This is a genomic window from Klebsiella quasipneumoniae subsp. quasipneumoniae, from assembly GCF_020525925.1.
Taxonomy (GTDB): domain Bacteria; phylum Pseudomonadota; class Gammaproteobacteria; order Enterobacterales; family Enterobacteriaceae; genus Klebsiella; species Klebsiella quasipneumoniae.
On sequence record NZ_CP084876.1, the window covers coordinates 5116672 to 5130981 of the forward strand.

Sequence of the window (14310 nt, forward strand, 5' to 3'; positions counted from 1 at the left end):
CTCTAAATAGTTCGGCTTGCAGGAAGGCGGCAACGATGCGCATCCCCAGGAGCTTACTGAAGTAAGTGACTGGGGTAAGCGAGGCAGCCAACGCATCTGCAAGTCGAAATATGACGAGTTTTAGACGTCCAGATGTTTACACATCCATAATTGGCAGTTACTGTATATTCCTCAAGCGCAAATTGCTCATGGCGAAGTGAAGGACTTTCATGATCGAAATTAAACATCTGAAAACGCTGCAAGCGTTGCGGAACAGCGGTTCACTGGCGGGCGCAGCGGCTGCCCTGCATCAGACCCAGTCCGCCTTGTCTCACCAGTTCAGCGATCTGGAACAGCGCCTCGGCTTTCGTCTCTTTGTGCGTAAGAGCCAGCCGCTGCGTTTTACTCCTCAAGGGGAGATCCTCTTACAGCTGGCCAACCAGGTGCTGCCGCAGATCGCTCGCGCCCTGCAGGACTGTAACGAACCACAACAGACCCGGCTGCGGCTGGCTATCGAATGCCACAGCTGTATTCAGTGGCTCACGCCGGCGCTGGAGAATTTCCGCGCCCGCTGGCCGCACGTGGAAGTCGACTTCCATTCCGGCGTCACCTTCGATCCGCAGCCTGCGCTGCAGCAGGGCGAACTGGATCTGGTCATGACCTCAGATATCCTGCCGCGCAGCGGTCTGCACTACTCGCCAATGTTTGATTATGAGGTGCGCCTGGTGCTGGCGCCTGAGCACCCGTTAGCCATGAAGACGCTGATTACGCCGGAGGATCTGGCCACGGAAACGCTGCTGATTTATCCCGTGCAGCGCGGACGCCTCGACATCTGGCGTCATTTCCTGCAGCCGGCCGGCATCAGTCCCCAGCTGAAAAGCGTCGATAACACGCTGTTGCTGATCCAGATGGTGGCAGCCCGGATGGGTATCGCCGCGCTGCCGCACTGGGTGGTGGAAAGTTTTGAACGCCAGGGTCTGGTGGTGACCAAAACCCTGGGCGAGGGATTATGGAGCCGTCTGTACGCGGCCGTTCGCGATGGCGAACAGCGTCAACCGGTCACCGAAGCGTTTATTCGCTCCGCGCGGAACCACGCGTGCGATCATCTGCCGTTTGTCCGGAGTGCGGAGCGACCCAGCGTCGATGGACCCACAGCGAGGCCAGGATCACCAACGCTCCGCTAATAAAGCTCGGCCAGTGCGGCTGCTCCTGCCAGATGGCAAGGTTAACCAACAGCCCGGCGGGGACATGGACGTTATTCATGATCCCCAGCGTGCCAGCGTCCACCTGAGTGGCGCCATAGTTCCACATGAAGTAGCCCAGCCCGGAAGCCACGACGCCAAGCCACACCAGCACGCTCCACTGCAGCCTGGTGGTCGGCAGCTTCTGTGGGTTGCCCAGCATAAACCATGCCGCCACCGCCACGATAAAGGCCCCGACATAGAACCAGGCAAAGGCATTGTGCTGCGGCATCGGTCGCACCTCCATCAGGCGCTTGTAACCCACCATCCCGATGGCGAAGCAGAGGTTTGACAACTGCACCAGTAACAGCCCGGTCCAGAAATGATCGCTGACTTTGTCGTAACGGATAATCGCCGCCCCCAGCACCGCCAGCGCGGCGCTCAGCAGATAGCCCCAGCGTAGTTTACGTCCGCTGAGCAAATCGTAGATCAGCGTGATATACAACGGGGTAAACACGGTAAACAGCAGGAATTCCGAGACCGTCAGATAGAGATAGGCGCGAAAGGCCAGCAGGTACATGATGCCAAGCTGCATCGCGCCCACCAGCATATAGAGCACGATCGTGCGCGGAGACTGGCCGCGCGTCCGCAGGAAAGGCAGGAACACTAGCGCCGCCAGGCCCACGCGCATCAGCACCGAAAAATAGCTGTCGACGCTACCGGCCAGGTACTCGCCAATCAGGCTGAAAGAAAAGGCCCACAGGATAGTGGTGATAATTAACAGCGCCACAATGGTCGTCTCGTTGGATAAAGAACAGGCATTGTAGCGAAGAGTCAGGTTGACGACTGGACAGTTATTCGCCAGTCGTCAATCTTTTTCAGTCGAGGTACAGCTTACGCAGATAGTGCGGGACCGCATCGTCGGCGTTGCTGCCGATCACTTCCAGCTCCGGATGCAGATCCTTCAGCCGCTGGTGGGCGTTGGCCATAATGCAGCCTTTACCGGCCATCGACAGCATCTCGGCGTCGTTCATGCCGTCGCCGAAAGCGATGCAATCGGACAGACTGTAGCCGAGCATTTTCGCCACCGCCTCCAGCGCATGCCCCTTCGATACCCCGCCCGCCATCACCTCCAGGCAGGTTAAGGTGGAGAAGCTGACGTTCACGCGATCGCCCCAGCGGGCGTTCATCGCCTGCTCAAGCGGCAGTAGATGTTCGTGATCCTCACAGGTAAAGAACACCTTGCTGATCCCCTGCGGATCCAGTACGCCCGGCTCATACAGCTTGTAGTTAAACACCGCCTCTTTGAAAAAGCGCATCTCTTCCGGGCGATGGCGGTTCATATACCACTCATCTTCCCGATAGACGTTAGTGACAATTTTCGGGTCGTTGCGCACGATTTCAAACAGGTCGGCGGCAATATCGCGGTCGAGGTTATGGGCGAAAATTTGCTGGCCATCGCTATCGTGAACGCGGGCGCCATTAGAGGTGATCATGTACGACCGGATGCCGAGATTATCGCGGATCTGCCCGACGTCGATGTAGTGTCGGCCAGTGGCGAAGACGAAATTGATCCCACGAGCGGTAAGCAGCTTCAGCGTCTCTTTGGCATACGGGGTCAGGAAATGATCGGGGGAAAGCAGCGTGCCGTCTAAATCAGACGCAACAACCTGGTACATAAAAAAGTTAACCTCTAAGCAGGGCGACGAGCGTTATCGTCGGATTAAGTATGTCGATTGAAAAACTCGACGATGGCATTGAGCGCGACTGAGCGCATAGCGTCCTTTTCAAAAAGGATCTCATGGTATGCCCCTTCAATGACGAGCGGCTTTCCGCCCTCACAGGGATGGCCGGCGGCGGCCCGTAATTCACAATAGCGGTCGTGCATCAGATTATCGACCACCCGCTCCTCTTCCGCCTGCAGCAGCAGCGTCGGGGCCGTATCTTTCTCCACATTCGCCAGCACTTCATCACCGGCCAGCATGCCTTCGCGCACCCAGTGCCAGGTCGGGCCGCCGACCTGCAGTCGCGGCTCGTCGGCATAGAAGCGCAGGTTACGACGATAGCGTTGTCGACTGTGCGTCAGCACGTTAACGGCAAAAGGCAGCGCCCGCCAGCGTCCGGTGCCGATGGCATACTCTTCGCGAATGCGCTGATGGCCCTCAGCCCAGTCGAGAATATGCCGCACCATCCAGTCCGGCAGCCGAATGATAATCCCGAACATCGGCGCGCAGAGCGCAATGGCATCGCAATGCGCCTGGTAGCGTTGCAGAAAAAGCGTGGCAATCGCCCCGCCCATAGAGTGAGCGAGGATAAACCGTTTTCGCCAGTGGCCCGGGACCACCTGCTGCTGCCAGAGCGCAGCCAGGTCATCAACATAATCGCTGAAGTTAACCACGTGCCCGCGGTGGGTATCAGAGAGCAGACGACCCGAGCGTCCCTGGCCGCGATGATCAATGATCATTACGTCAAAGCCGCTGTGAAAGAGATCGTAGGCCACTTCAGCATACTTCACGTAGCTTTCAATGCGCCCGGGGCAAATCAGCACCAGCCGATCGTTATTTTGCGCGCAAAAGCGAACAAAGCGTACCGGTACATCATCGACGCCTTTAAATTCAGCCTCTTCGCGCTGTCGCCAGAAATCCGTCAGCGGCCCCATGCTAAAGGCCGCAAACGCGTTTTCTCGTGTTTCCCAGTCCTTTTTCTGCCCAAACATCGGGTTTACACCCCTGTTAACCGCTGAAAATCGTTTTTTTGCCGTGTATCACACAATGCTGACACAATAGCGTATTGTGGCATAAAAACAGACAATCAGGGAGTTTCTCATGACCATTGAGTGGTGGTTCGCCTACCTGCTGACATCAATCATTCTCAGCCTGTCCCCGGGTTCCGGAGCGATTAATACCATGACCACCTCCATTAACCACGGTTACCGCGGCGCGGCGGCGTCGATTGCCGGTTTGCAGACCGGGCTGGCCATTCATATCGTGCTGGTCGGCGTCGGCCTCGGCACTCTCTTCTCCCGCTCGGTGCTGGCCTTTGAGGTGCTGAAATGGGCCGGCGCAGCCTACCTAATCTGGCTGGGTATCCAGCAATGGCGCGCGGCAGGGGCCATCGACCTGAATACGCTGGCGAAGGCGCAGACCCGCGGCAAACTGTTCCAGCGGGCGGTGTTCGTGAATCTCACCAATCCTAAAAGCATCGTTTTTCTGGCCGCCCTGTTTCCACAGTTTATCCTGCCCCACCAGCCCCAGGTGATGCAGTATCTCGTTCTGGGCGTCACCACCATCGTCGTCGATATCATTGTGATGATTGGCTATGCAACCCTCGCACAGCGCATTTCAGCATGGATTAAGGGGCCAAAGCAGATGAAGGCGCTGAACAAAGTCTTTGGTTCACTGTTTATGCTGGTTGGGGCGCTGCTTGCCTCCGCCCGTCACGCCTGAATGATGGAATCTCGCTCGCAAAGAGAGGTTCGCCTGGCTGGCGAAGCCATCTCTCTGCGCGAGCCGGCGCGCAAAGCGGGAAATTAATCTTTTTGCCCGCTGTCGACGCTGAGCCCGCCGTGCCAGGATGCCGTCAGAGACGTGATTCACGGATGAACGGCGATGGCAGAAACGGCGACCCCACATGATGCGGTATTTAAAACTTTTCTGTCGCGGGCAGAGACAGCGCGCGATTTTATCGAGATCCACCTGCCACCGTCGTTAACAGCGATCTGCAAACTGGATACCCTGCGTCTGGAATCCGGCAGCTTTCTTGAAGACGATCTCAGGCCCTACTACAGCGATATTCTCTATTCGCTGGAAACCACCCGCGGTAAAGGGTATGTCCATGTTCTGATCGAGCACCAGAGCGCCCCCGATAAACTGATGGCCTTTCGCTTAATGCGCTATGCCGTCGCCGCCATGCAGCGCCATCTGGAGAGCGGCCATAAAACGCTGCCTCTGGTTATTCCGGTCCTCTTCTATCAGGGACGACGCAGCCCCTATCCCTGGTCTATGAGCTGGCTGGATAATTTCGCCGATCCCGAGACCGCCCGCCAGCTCTATAGCGGGGCGTTTCCGCTGGTCGATATCACGGTGATCCCCGACGACGACATTATGCAGCACCGCAGCATGGCGGCCCTGACGCTGGTGCAAAAACACATCCGCCAGCGCGATATGGCGCAATTGCTGGATAAGTTGACCCAACTCTTAATGCTGGAGCAGATGAGCGGACAACAAATCACCGTATTGGTAAACTATATGGCTCAGGCAGGGGATGCCGAGGATACTCGGGCACTCTTATACGGGCTGGCACAGCGCGTGCCGCAGCATGGAGGATTACTGATGACGCTGGCGGAAACATGGCTCGCAGAAGGTATGGAAAAAGGCATCAGGAAAGGCGTACAGCAAGGCATAAAGGAAGGTATAAAGGAAGGCAAACATCAGGCCTTGCTGCAGGTTGCCGAAGCGATGCGCAAACGCGGGATCGATGACGAAGCGATTATGGAAATGACCGGTCTGTCTGAAGACGAGCTGCAGCGGCTTCGCTATTGACACTTTCTCCACCCGGATATAGCCGGGTGGAGCATCGCGCCAGGTTAACGCGAGATAATCAGATGGATGCCGAAGCCCGCAAACAGCGTGCCGGCGATACCGTCGATCCACTTCGCCATCCGCTGATAGCCGCGGCGCATCCCCGGCAGGGCGAACAGGCTGGCAACCACCAAAAACCAGGCCAGCGTCTCCATGATAATCAGCAGAAAAATGCCCCAGCGCGCGCCGGCGCCAACGCTGTCACCGACGAACAGCGAGAACACCGAGCCGAAGTAGATAATCGCTTTCGGGTTCGCCAGATTGGTCAGCAATCCCTTCAGGAAGCTGCGTCCGCTGCGGGCCAGTTCAACCTGCGGTTCTGCCGGGGACACCGCCTCTTTTTTCAACGCGCCGCGCAACATCTGATAGCCCATCCAGCACAGGTACAAGCCACCGCCGATCATAATGATGTTGTGCAACCATGCCATTCTGGCGAGGATCAGGTTCAGGCCGAGCAGCGCAACCCCCGCCCAGATCATCACGCCGCAGGTGATCCCCAGTACGCCCATCACCGCCTCTCTGCGCGAGCGGCTGATGGCCGTTTGTGAGACAAAGAAAAAATCCGGCCCCGGGCTCATTAGCGCAATGATATGCACCAGCGCCACGGTGAGGAAAAGCATCAGCATAGTTAACTCGCAGGAAAATAATGAAGAGGATAACTATTCTGGCACTTTTATAGCCAGCTGACTACTCATCGTCGCCATCGACATGCGACCGGATCAGCGCCATAAACGGCTTGCCGAAACGCTCGAGTTTACGTGTCCCTACGCCGTTGACGCTGAGCATTTCGCCAGCGGTTAGCGGCGACTGCTCCGCCATCTCAATCAGCGTCGCGTCGTTGAAGACCACGTACGGGGGAATGTTTTCTTCATCGGCAATCGCTTTACGTAACTTGCGCAGCTTGGCAAACAGCTTACGATCGTAATTACCGCCGAAGGATTTCTGCATCGCCTTCGGCTTCAGCGCCACGATACGCGGTACGGCAAGCTGCAGCGGAACGTCGCCGCGCAGCACCGGGCGTGCGGCTTCGGTCAGCTGCAGCGCGGAGTGCTGGGCGATATTCTGCGTCACCAGCCCAAGGTGAATCAGTTGGCGGATCACGCTCACCCAGTGCTCGTGACTCTGTTCCCGGCCGATGCCGTATACCGGGAGCTTATCGTGGCCCATCTCGCGGATGCGCTGATTGTTGGCGCCACGCAGGACTTCCACCACGTAACCCATCCCGAAGCGCTGGTTAACCCGATAAATAGTGGAGAGCGCCTTGCGGGCGTCCATTAAGCCATCGTACTGCTTCGGCGGATCAAGACAGATATCGCAGTTACCGCACGGCTCCTGGCGTCCTTCGCCAAAGTAGTTCAGCAGCACCAGACGACGACAGGTCTGGGCTTCAGCAAACGCCCCCATCGCGTTCAGCTTATGCCGTTCGATATCCTGCAGCGGTCCGGCGGGCTTCTCTTCCAGACAGCGGCGCAGCCACGCCATGTCCGCCGGATCGTAAAACAGCATCGCTTCCGCCGGCAGGCCGTCACGCCCGGCGCGGCCGGTCTCCTGATAGTAGGATTCAATATTGCGCGGGATATCAAAATGCACCACAAAGCGGACGTTCGGCTTGTTGATGCCCATCCCAAAGGCCACTGTCGCCACCACAATCTGCAGATCGTCGCGCTGGAATTTCTCCTGCACGTCGGCGCGCACGTCGTTTTCCAGGCCGGCATGGTAAGCCGCCGCGCTGATGCCGCGGCTCTGCAGGCGCGCGGCGGTATCTTCCACTTTCGAACGGCTGTTGCAGTAGATAATGCCCGATTTGCCTCGCTGATCCTGGACGTAGCGCATCAGCTGGTCGAGCGGCTTGAATTTCTCCATCAGCATATAGCGGATGTTCGGCCGGTCGAAGCTGCTGACCTGAATCAGCGGATCGTTAAGTCCCAGCAGACGGACGATATCGCGGCGGGTGGTGTCATCGGCGGTGGCGGTCAACGCCATAAACGGGATCTGCGGCATCCGCTGACGCAGCTGGCCCAGCGCGGCATATTCCGGGCGGAAGTCATGGCCCCACTGAGAGATGCAGTGCGCTTCGTCCACCGCCAGCATCGCCAGATTCCAGTTCGCCAGATGCTCAAGGAAGTTGTCGAGCATCAACCGTTCCGGGGCGATATACAGCAGACGAACCTGCCCGTTGCGGCAGCCGGCCATCACGTCCTGCTGCTGTTCGCGGCTCTGCGTCGAGTTCAGACAGGCCGCCGCCACGCCGTTGGCCAGCAGCTGATCGACCTGATCTTTCATCAGCGAGATCAGCGGCGAGACCACGACCGTCAGGCCGCCCATGACCAGCGCCGGTACCTGATAACACAGCGACTTGCCGCCACCGGTCGGCATAACCACCAGGCAGTCACGGCCCTCGAGCGCCGTCTCGATAATCGTCTCCTGGCCAGGACGGAACTGCTGGTAGCCGAAGGTCTCTTGTAAAACCTGCTTAGCCAGCGATTCCTGATTTAATACTTCCGCCTGTGCCACGTTGACCCCATTTGCCTGAAAAGAAAACAGGCGCTATTTTCAGCGCCTGCGAGCCAGAGTGCAACGATTAAAACAGATCGTTAAGCATTAGCCCGACGCCGACGCGCGTTTGATTAAAGTTGTAGTCGATAAGCGATTCGCCGTAGCCGCTGTAGATCTGGGTGTAAGCGCGAACATGTTTGGTGATGGGATAGCTCACCCCAAGTTCCGCCCCGCCGTAGCCAGTATTCCAGTTGTATTGCCCCTGCGCGCTGAGGATCGCCTCGCCCAGCTGGTAACCCACCTTCAGGCGGTAATAGCCCATATATTTGGTGATATCCGGGTTATCATCGGTGCTGCCCACCACATACCAGGGTTTCACTTCCACCAGCCAGTTGCCATTTTGCGCCATCAGGCGGGCATAAAGCCGGTTCCAGCTGCGTGAGGTGGGATCGGAACGGCCATTCGAGTCGTGGTTATATCCCATTTCGATATCGCGCAACGTCCAGCCGGCAAACTGATAGTCGGTCGCAAAGCCAAGAAACAGCTGGGGTTCGTAGTTGGTTTCGCGAAACGGCGCCGACTCTTTGCTGTTGGAGAGCTGCCACCAGGATTTCTGGGTATAGGACGCGCCGAGCAGCGAATTATCCCCCAGGATGCCGCGCCACAGCGGGAAGGCGAGGCTCAGCTGAAACTTCACTTCATCTTTACGGGCATTTTCGGCCCAGTCATAGCTGCGAATCGCCTCTTTATTGAGATCGCTGGTCCACGTGTAGAGCAGATAGTTGCTTTCATAAGGGTAGAGCAGAAAAGGATTATCATGATCCTGTAGCAGGTTGGCGATAATACTGCCGCGCACTGCTGGTTTGTCGTGTACCGACGCATCCTGCGCCATAGCACCAGCCGGTAGCGCGCACAGCGCCGCCAGGCAGGCCAAAGAGATACGCATGCTGGTCTCCTGATAAATAGTTTTTATTTTTGTTTAACCTGAAGACATTCTACCTGTTTATTAATCCCCTGCCCCCTAATCCACTCCGAAAGTGGAAATCAATATTTTAGAAGCATAAAATCAACATTTTATTAACGAATGGAACCGGTGTTATGTCCGAACTTACTGCCGAAGCAGCTCTGAAACTGGTGGGGGAGATTTTCGTCTATCACATGCCGTTTAACCGCGCCCTCGGCCTCGAACTGGAGCGCTATGAAAAAGCGTTTGCCCAGCTCAGCTTTAATAATCAGCCGATGATGGTCGGCAACTGGGCGCAAAGCATTCTGCATGGCGGAGTGATCGCCTCCGCGCTGGACGTCGCCGCAGGGCTGGTCTGCGTTGGCAGCACCCTTACCCGCCATGACACTATCAACGAAGAAGAGCTGCGCCAGCGGCTTTCCCGCATGGGAACCATCGACCTGCGCGTGGACTACCTGCGTCCGGGCCGCGGCGAACGTTTTACCGCGACCAGCACCCTGCTGCGCGCCGGCAATAAAGTGGCGGTAGCCCGTGTGGAACTGCATAACGAAGCGCAGGTATATATTGCCAGCGCAACAGCGACCTATATGGTGGGTTGATTGGCCAAAATCGAGTAACATCACTCTCTTTGGCAATGGATTTTACCGATGGATGCGAAACAGACGCGGTTGGGGATTATTCTGGCCCTCGCCGCCTACTTTATCTGGGGTATCGCGCCGGCGTACTTCAAACTTATCTACTATGTTCCCGCCGATGAAATTCTGACCCATCGCGTGATCTGGTCTTTCTTCTTCATGGTGGCGCTCATCAGCGTCAGCCGCCAATGGCCGCAGGTGAAAAAGCTGCTGAAGACGCCGCGCAAGATCTTCCTGCTGGCGCTCTCTGCGGTGCTGGTCGGCGGCAACTGGCTGCTGTTCATCTGGGCGGTGAATAACCACCATATGCTGGAAGCCAGTCTCGGCTACTTTATCAACCCGCTGGTGAACATTCTGTTAGGGATGATTTTCCTTGGCGAACGTTTCCGTCGCCTGCAGTGGCTGGCGATGATCCTCGCCTTTTGCGGCGTGCTGGTGCAGCTCTGGACCTTTGGTTCGCTGCCGATTATCGGCCTTGGGCTGGCCTTCAGCTTTGCCTTTTATGGTCTGGTGCGCAAGAAAATCGCTGTCGATGCGCAGACCGGCATGCTGGTGGAAACGCTGTGGCTGTTGCCGGTGGCGGCGATTTGGCTGTTCGGCATCACCGACAGCCCCACCAGCCATATGGGGCAGAACCCCTGGTCGCTCAATCTGCTGCTGATGGCGGCGGGCGTGGTGACCACCATCCCTCTGCTGTGCTTCACCGGGGCGGCAACGCGTCTGCGGCTCTCCACGCTGGGCTTTTTCCAGTACATCGGCCCAACGCTGATGTTCCTGCTGGCGGTGACGTTCTACGGCGAAGTGCCGGGCAAGGATAAAATGGTCACCTTTGGCTTTATCTGGGTGGCGCTGGCGATATTCGTGATGGATGCGGTGTATACGCAAAGACGGGGGCGTCGGAGCCAGTAAATTGCCGGATAGCGTCTATGCCCTATCCGGCTTACAAAAGTCCAGCACCCAGGCCGGATAAGCGAAGCGCATCCGGCACAACAACTACAGCCAGTTTTTACGCTTGAAGTAGAGATACGGCGCCAGGCCGGCCAGCATCATAAAGACGATCGCCCCCGGGTAGCCGAAGCTCCAGTGCAGCTCCGGCATAAATTCAAAGTTCATTCCGTAGCTGGAGGCCACCAGAGTTGGCGGCAGGAACACCACCGACACCACCGAGAAGATCTTAATGATGCGGTTCTGTTCGATATTGATAAAGCCCATCGCCGCCTGCATCAGGAAGTTCACCTTCTGGAACAGCGATTCGTTGTGCGGCAGCAGGGATTCGATATCGCGCAGGATCTCCCGCGCCTGCTCCAGCTGGCCCGCCGGCAGGCGCGCCTTACGCACGAGGAAGTTCAGCGCGCGCTGGGTATCCATCAAACAGAGGCGGACCTTCCAGCCGATATCTTCCAGTTCCGCCAGCGTCGACAGCGCTTCGTCGTACTCATCGCCCTGGTGGCCTTCCATAATCACGCGGCTCAGCTTTTCCAGGTCGCTGTAGATGTTTTCTATCTCATCCGCCAGCTGTTCGATTTTGGTCTCGAACAGATCTAACAACAGCTCGTAAGCGTTGCCGTCCACCAGCGTCTGGTTACGCACGCGCATGCGGTAGAGGCGAAAAGCCGGCAGTTCACGCTCGCGCAGCGTAAACAGGCGCCCTTCGCGGATAGTAAACGCCACGGTAGAGTTACCCGCGTGATCGTCGGCATCTTCGAAAAAGAAGAAGGAGTGGATATGTAACCCGTCTTCATCTTCAAAGAAACGTGCGGAGGCTTCGATATCTTCCAGTTCCGGGCGCGTCGCCAGGTTCTGACCCAGTTCCGTCTGCACGCGGCTTCGCTCGTCATCGTCAGGCTCGACCAGATCGACCCACACCGAGCTGGCGAGGTGCTTGATCTCATCGGCTTCCAGGCGCGTTAAACGATTGTTTTCCAGTTGAAATGCGCTCAGCATGACCGGGACTCCCAATGCAAAAAAATTATCGGACAGTTCGGTGGGCACACAGAAACAAATTGGGTTTCAGACCATTAAGCCTGACTCAGCGCGACGGGAATGGGGCAGGTCGCTGACAACCGCTAAGGCTATCAGCATAAGAGGATAGCCTTAGGAGTTGTTCCTGAATGACAGGAAGTTGAGCCAGCATCTACTGGGTGTGTCCAAGGCGAATGTCCTCTTAGCGTAATCGTGCGCGCATGTTACGCCAGCGCAAAATCGGCGTCAACACGCAACGGAACGCGAAAGCGCAAATCAGGCGCCTTAACGTATAAAGGTAGCAGAATATTACAAAATAATGATATTTTTCTTAAAGTTACACTTCCTCGAGCCGGGCGTAAGCCGCTACCAGCCATTTGATCCCCTGACCCTGAAAAGCCACCTGCAGCCGGCTGTGCTCGCCGCTGCCTTCGAGGTTGACGATGGTGCCTTCGCCAAACTTCGGATGTCGTACGCGCTGGCCTAATTTGTAGCCGGTATCGCTCTCGGCAATCGGCGCGCCCAGTCGCTGATGGTTTACCGGGCGGCTTACCGTGGCCCGCAGACGCACCTCTTCTACGCACTCCTGCGGCAGTTCTCCAATAAAGCGCGACGGGCGATGGTAAACCTCTTTGCCGTACAGACGGCGGGTTTCCGCGTAGGTCAGCGTCAGCTTCTGCATGGCGCGCGTCACGCCAACGTAGGCCAGACGACGCTCTTCTTCCAGGCGGCCGCCTTCATCAAGGGCCATCTGGCTCGGGAACATCCCCTCTTCGACGCCGACGATGAACACCTGCGGGAACTCCAGCCCTTTCGCCGAGTGCAGGGTCATCAACTGAACCGCGTCCTGCCAGGTGTCCGCCTGCCCTTCGCCCGCTTCCAGCGCGGCGTGGGAGAGGAACGCCTGCAGCGGCATCAGATCTTCATCTTCTTCGTTGTAGCTGAACTGGCGCGTCGCCGTCACCAGCTCCTCTAAGTTTTCAATACGGGTCTGGCCCTTCTCGCCTTTCTCCTGCTCGTACATCGCGCGCAGCCCGGAGTCTTTAATCACCCGATCGGTCTGGACGTGCAGCGGCATATCGGTGGTCTCCTGCGCCAGCGCGTCAATCAGCTCCATAAAGCGCTGCAAGGCGCTGGCGGCGCGACCGGCCAGCGCTTTATCTTTCAGCAGCTCGCGGCTGGCCTGCCACAGCGTCAGCTGACGATCGCGCGACGTCTGGCGCACCACGTCCAGCGTGCGGTCGCCGATGCCGCGGGTCGGCGTATTGACTACGCGCTCAAACGCCGCATCGTCGTTACGGTTGGCGATCAGACGCAGGTACGAGAGCGCATCTTTGATTTCCTGGCGCTCGAAGAAGCGCATGCCGCCATAGATGCGGTACGGCATGCTGGCCTGCAGAAGCGCCTCTTCCAGCACGCGCGACTGGGCGTTGCTGCGATAGAGGATGGCGCACTGCTCCAGCGCCCCGCCGTTCTCCTGCCAGGTTTTTATCCGGTTCACCACGAAGCGTGCTTCGTCGAGATCGTTGAAAGCGCAGTACAGCGAGATCGGCTCGCCGTCGGCGCCGTCGGTCCAAAGCTTCTTGCCCAGGCGACCGTTGTTGTTTTCAATCAGGGCGTTGGCGGCGCTGAGGATGTTGCTGGTCGAGCGATAGTTCTGCTCAAGGCGGATGGTTTCCGCACCGGGAAAATCGTTAAGGAAGCGCTGAATGTTCTCGACCTGCGCGCCGCGCCAGCCGTAAATCGACTGATCGTCATCGCCGACGATCATCACCTTGCCGGTATCGCCCGCCAGCAGGCGGATCCAGGCGTATTGAATGTTGTTGGTATCCTGGAATTCGTCGACGAGGATATTGGTGAAACGCTCGCGGTAGTGCTGGAGGATATGCGGCTTATTCAGCCACAGCTCGTGGGCGCGCAGCAGCAGTTCGGCGAAGTCCACCAGCCCGGCGCGATCGCAGGCTTCCTGATAGGCCTGATAGACCTTCTGCCAGGTCTGCTCGACCGGGTTGCCGTAGCTCTGAATATGATGCGGACGCAGCCCTTCATCTTTCTGGCTGTTGATGTACCACATCGCCTGACGCGGCGGCCACTGCTTCTCATCGAGGTTCATCGCCTTAATCAGACGCTTCAGCAGGCGCAACTGGTCTTCGCTATCAAGGATTTGGAAATCCTGCGGCAGGTTGGCGTCCAGATGGTGCGCGCGCAGCAGGCGGTGGGCCAGGCCGTGGAAGGTGCCCACCCACATGCCGCCCTGGGTGGTGCCCATCAGCTGGCCGATACGATGGCGCATCTCTGCCGCCGCTTTGTTGGTAAAGGTCACCGCCATAATAGAATACGGCGAGCAGTTCTCTACGCTCAGCAGCCAGGCGATACGGTGCACCAGAACGCGCGTCTTACCACTGCCCGCCCCTGCCAGCACCAGCATGTTGGTGCGCGAGGCCGCTACGGCTTCACGCTGTTTGTCATTGAGGCTGTCGAGCAGGTAAGAAACGTCCATTGGCACCGCCGGA

At 57.7% G+C, this 14310-nt stretch carries 14 protein-coding genes; 5 read left to right on the forward strand and 9 right to left on the reverse strand.

Annotated features, from left to right (window positions below):
• The first annotated feature begins 209 nt into the window (after positions 1–209).
• A complete protein-coding gene (gene metR, locus LGM20_RS24475; RefSeq protein ID WP_032454519.1) occupies positions 210–1163 on the forward strand; it encodes an HTH-type transcriptional regulator MetR in 954 nt (317 codons plus the stop codon).
• Here metR and LGM20_RS24480 read toward each other — a convergent pair.
• The 3 genes from LGM20_RS24480 to pldB all read right to left on the reverse strand — a co-directional run bounded on the left by LGM20_RS24480 (position 1051) and on the right by pldB (position 3876).
• On the reverse strand, positions 1051–1950 hold the full coding sequence (locus tag LGM20_RS24480; protein ID WP_044521766.1) for a carboxylate/amino acid/amine transporter: 900 nt from the start codon (positions 1948–1950) through the stop codon (positions 1051–1053). The two genes, metR and LGM20_RS24480, sit on opposite strands and share 113 nt — an antisense overlap.
• An 88-nt stretch (positions 1951–2038) precedes the next feature.
• Complete coding sequence (gene yigL, locus LGM20_RS24485; RefSeq protein WP_044521765.1) at positions 2039–2839, reverse strand: sugar/pyridoxal phosphate phosphatase YigL; 801 nt, start codon at positions 2837–2839, stop codon at positions 2039–2041.
• 44 nt (positions 2840–2883) lie between these two features.
• On the reverse strand, positions 2884–3876 hold the full coding sequence (pldB, locus tag LGM20_RS24490; RefSeq protein WP_008807942.1) for a lysophospholipase L2: 993 nt from the start codon (positions 3874–3876) through the stop codon (positions 2884–2886).
• 109 nt (positions 3877–3985) lie between these two features.
• Between pldB and rhtB the strand changes: the two genes are divergently transcribed.
• Together rhtB and LGM20_RS24500 are read left to right on the forward strand one after the other, a co-directional pair.
• Positions 3986–4606 carry a homoserine/homoserine lactone efflux protein gene (gene rhtB / locus LGM20_RS24495; RefSeq protein ID WP_002883411.1) on the forward strand — a complete coding sequence of 207 codons (621 nt, stop codon included), beginning with the start codon at positions 3986–3988 and terminating at the stop codon, positions 4604–4606.
• Positions 4607–4768: 162 nt separating this feature from the next.
• On the forward strand, positions 4769–5701 hold the full coding sequence (locus tag LGM20_RS24500; RefSeq protein ID WP_023291573.1) for an Rpn family recombination-promoting nuclease/putative transposase: 933 nt from the start codon (positions 4769–4771) through the stop codon (positions 5699–5701).
• A gap of 44 nt (positions 5702–5745) precedes the next feature.
• On the opposite strand, the gene rhtC is transcribed toward LGM20_RS24500, so the two are convergent.
• The 3 genes from rhtC to pldA all read right to left on the reverse strand — a co-directional run bounded on the left by rhtC (position 5746) and on the right by pldA (position 9182).
• Positions 5746–6366: a threonine export protein RhtC gene (gene rhtC / locus LGM20_RS24505; protein ID WP_023291572.1), complete on the reverse strand. Its 621-nt coding sequence runs from the start codon at positions 6364–6366 to the stop codon at positions 5746–5748.
• 61 nt (positions 6367–6427) lie between these two features.
• Positions 6428–8254, reverse strand: a complete 1827-nt coding sequence (recQ, locus tag LGM20_RS24510) for an ATP-dependent DNA helicase RecQ (protein WP_044521762.1) — start codon at positions 8252–8254, stop codon at positions 6428–6430.
• A gap of 67 nt (positions 8255–8321) precedes the next feature.
• The gene (gene pldA, locus LGM20_RS24515; RefSeq protein WP_044521760.1) at positions 8322–9182 is read right to left on the reverse strand and encodes a phospholipase A; all 861 of its coding nucleotides are present in this window, start codon (positions 9180–9182) and stop codon (positions 8322–8324) included.
• 152 nt (positions 9183–9334) lie between these two features.
• Between pldA and yigI the strand changes: the two genes are divergently transcribed.
• Entirely contained in the window at positions 9335–9799 is a 465-nt protein-coding gene (gene yigI, locus LGM20_RS24520) for an acyl-CoA thioesterase YigI (protein WP_002883404.1), read from the forward strand.
• A gap of 48 nt (positions 9800–9847) precedes the next feature.
• Positions 9848–10744 (forward strand): EamA family transporter RarD, encoded by an 897-nt coding sequence (gene rarD, locus LGM20_RS24525; RefSeq protein WP_023291570.1) that lies wholly within the window; start codon positions 9848–9850, stop codon positions 10742–10744.
• A gap of 84 nt (positions 10745–10828) precedes the next feature.
• On the opposite strand, the gene corA is transcribed toward rarD, so the two are convergent.
• From corA to uvrD, 3 genes are all read right to left on the reverse strand, one after another.
• A complete protein-coding gene (corA, locus tag LGM20_RS24530; RefSeq protein WP_002883400.1) occupies positions 10829–11779 on the reverse strand; it encodes a magnesium/cobalt transporter CorA in 951 nt (316 codons plus the stop codon).
• A gap of 150 nt (positions 11780–11929) precedes the next feature.
• A complete protein-coding gene (gene ysgD / locus LGM20_RS26665) occupies positions 11930–11986 on the reverse strand; it encodes a YsgD/CorL family protein (protein WP_349815745.1) in 57 nt (18 codons plus the stop codon).
• Between the two features lie 148 nt (positions 11987–12134).
• Positions 12135–14297, reverse strand: coding sequence for a DNA helicase II (gene uvrD, locus LGM20_RS24535; protein ID WP_004886784.1), 2163 nt, complete (start codon positions 14295–14297; stop codon positions 12135–12137).
• Between the last annotated feature and the right edge of the window lie 13 nt (positions 14298–14310).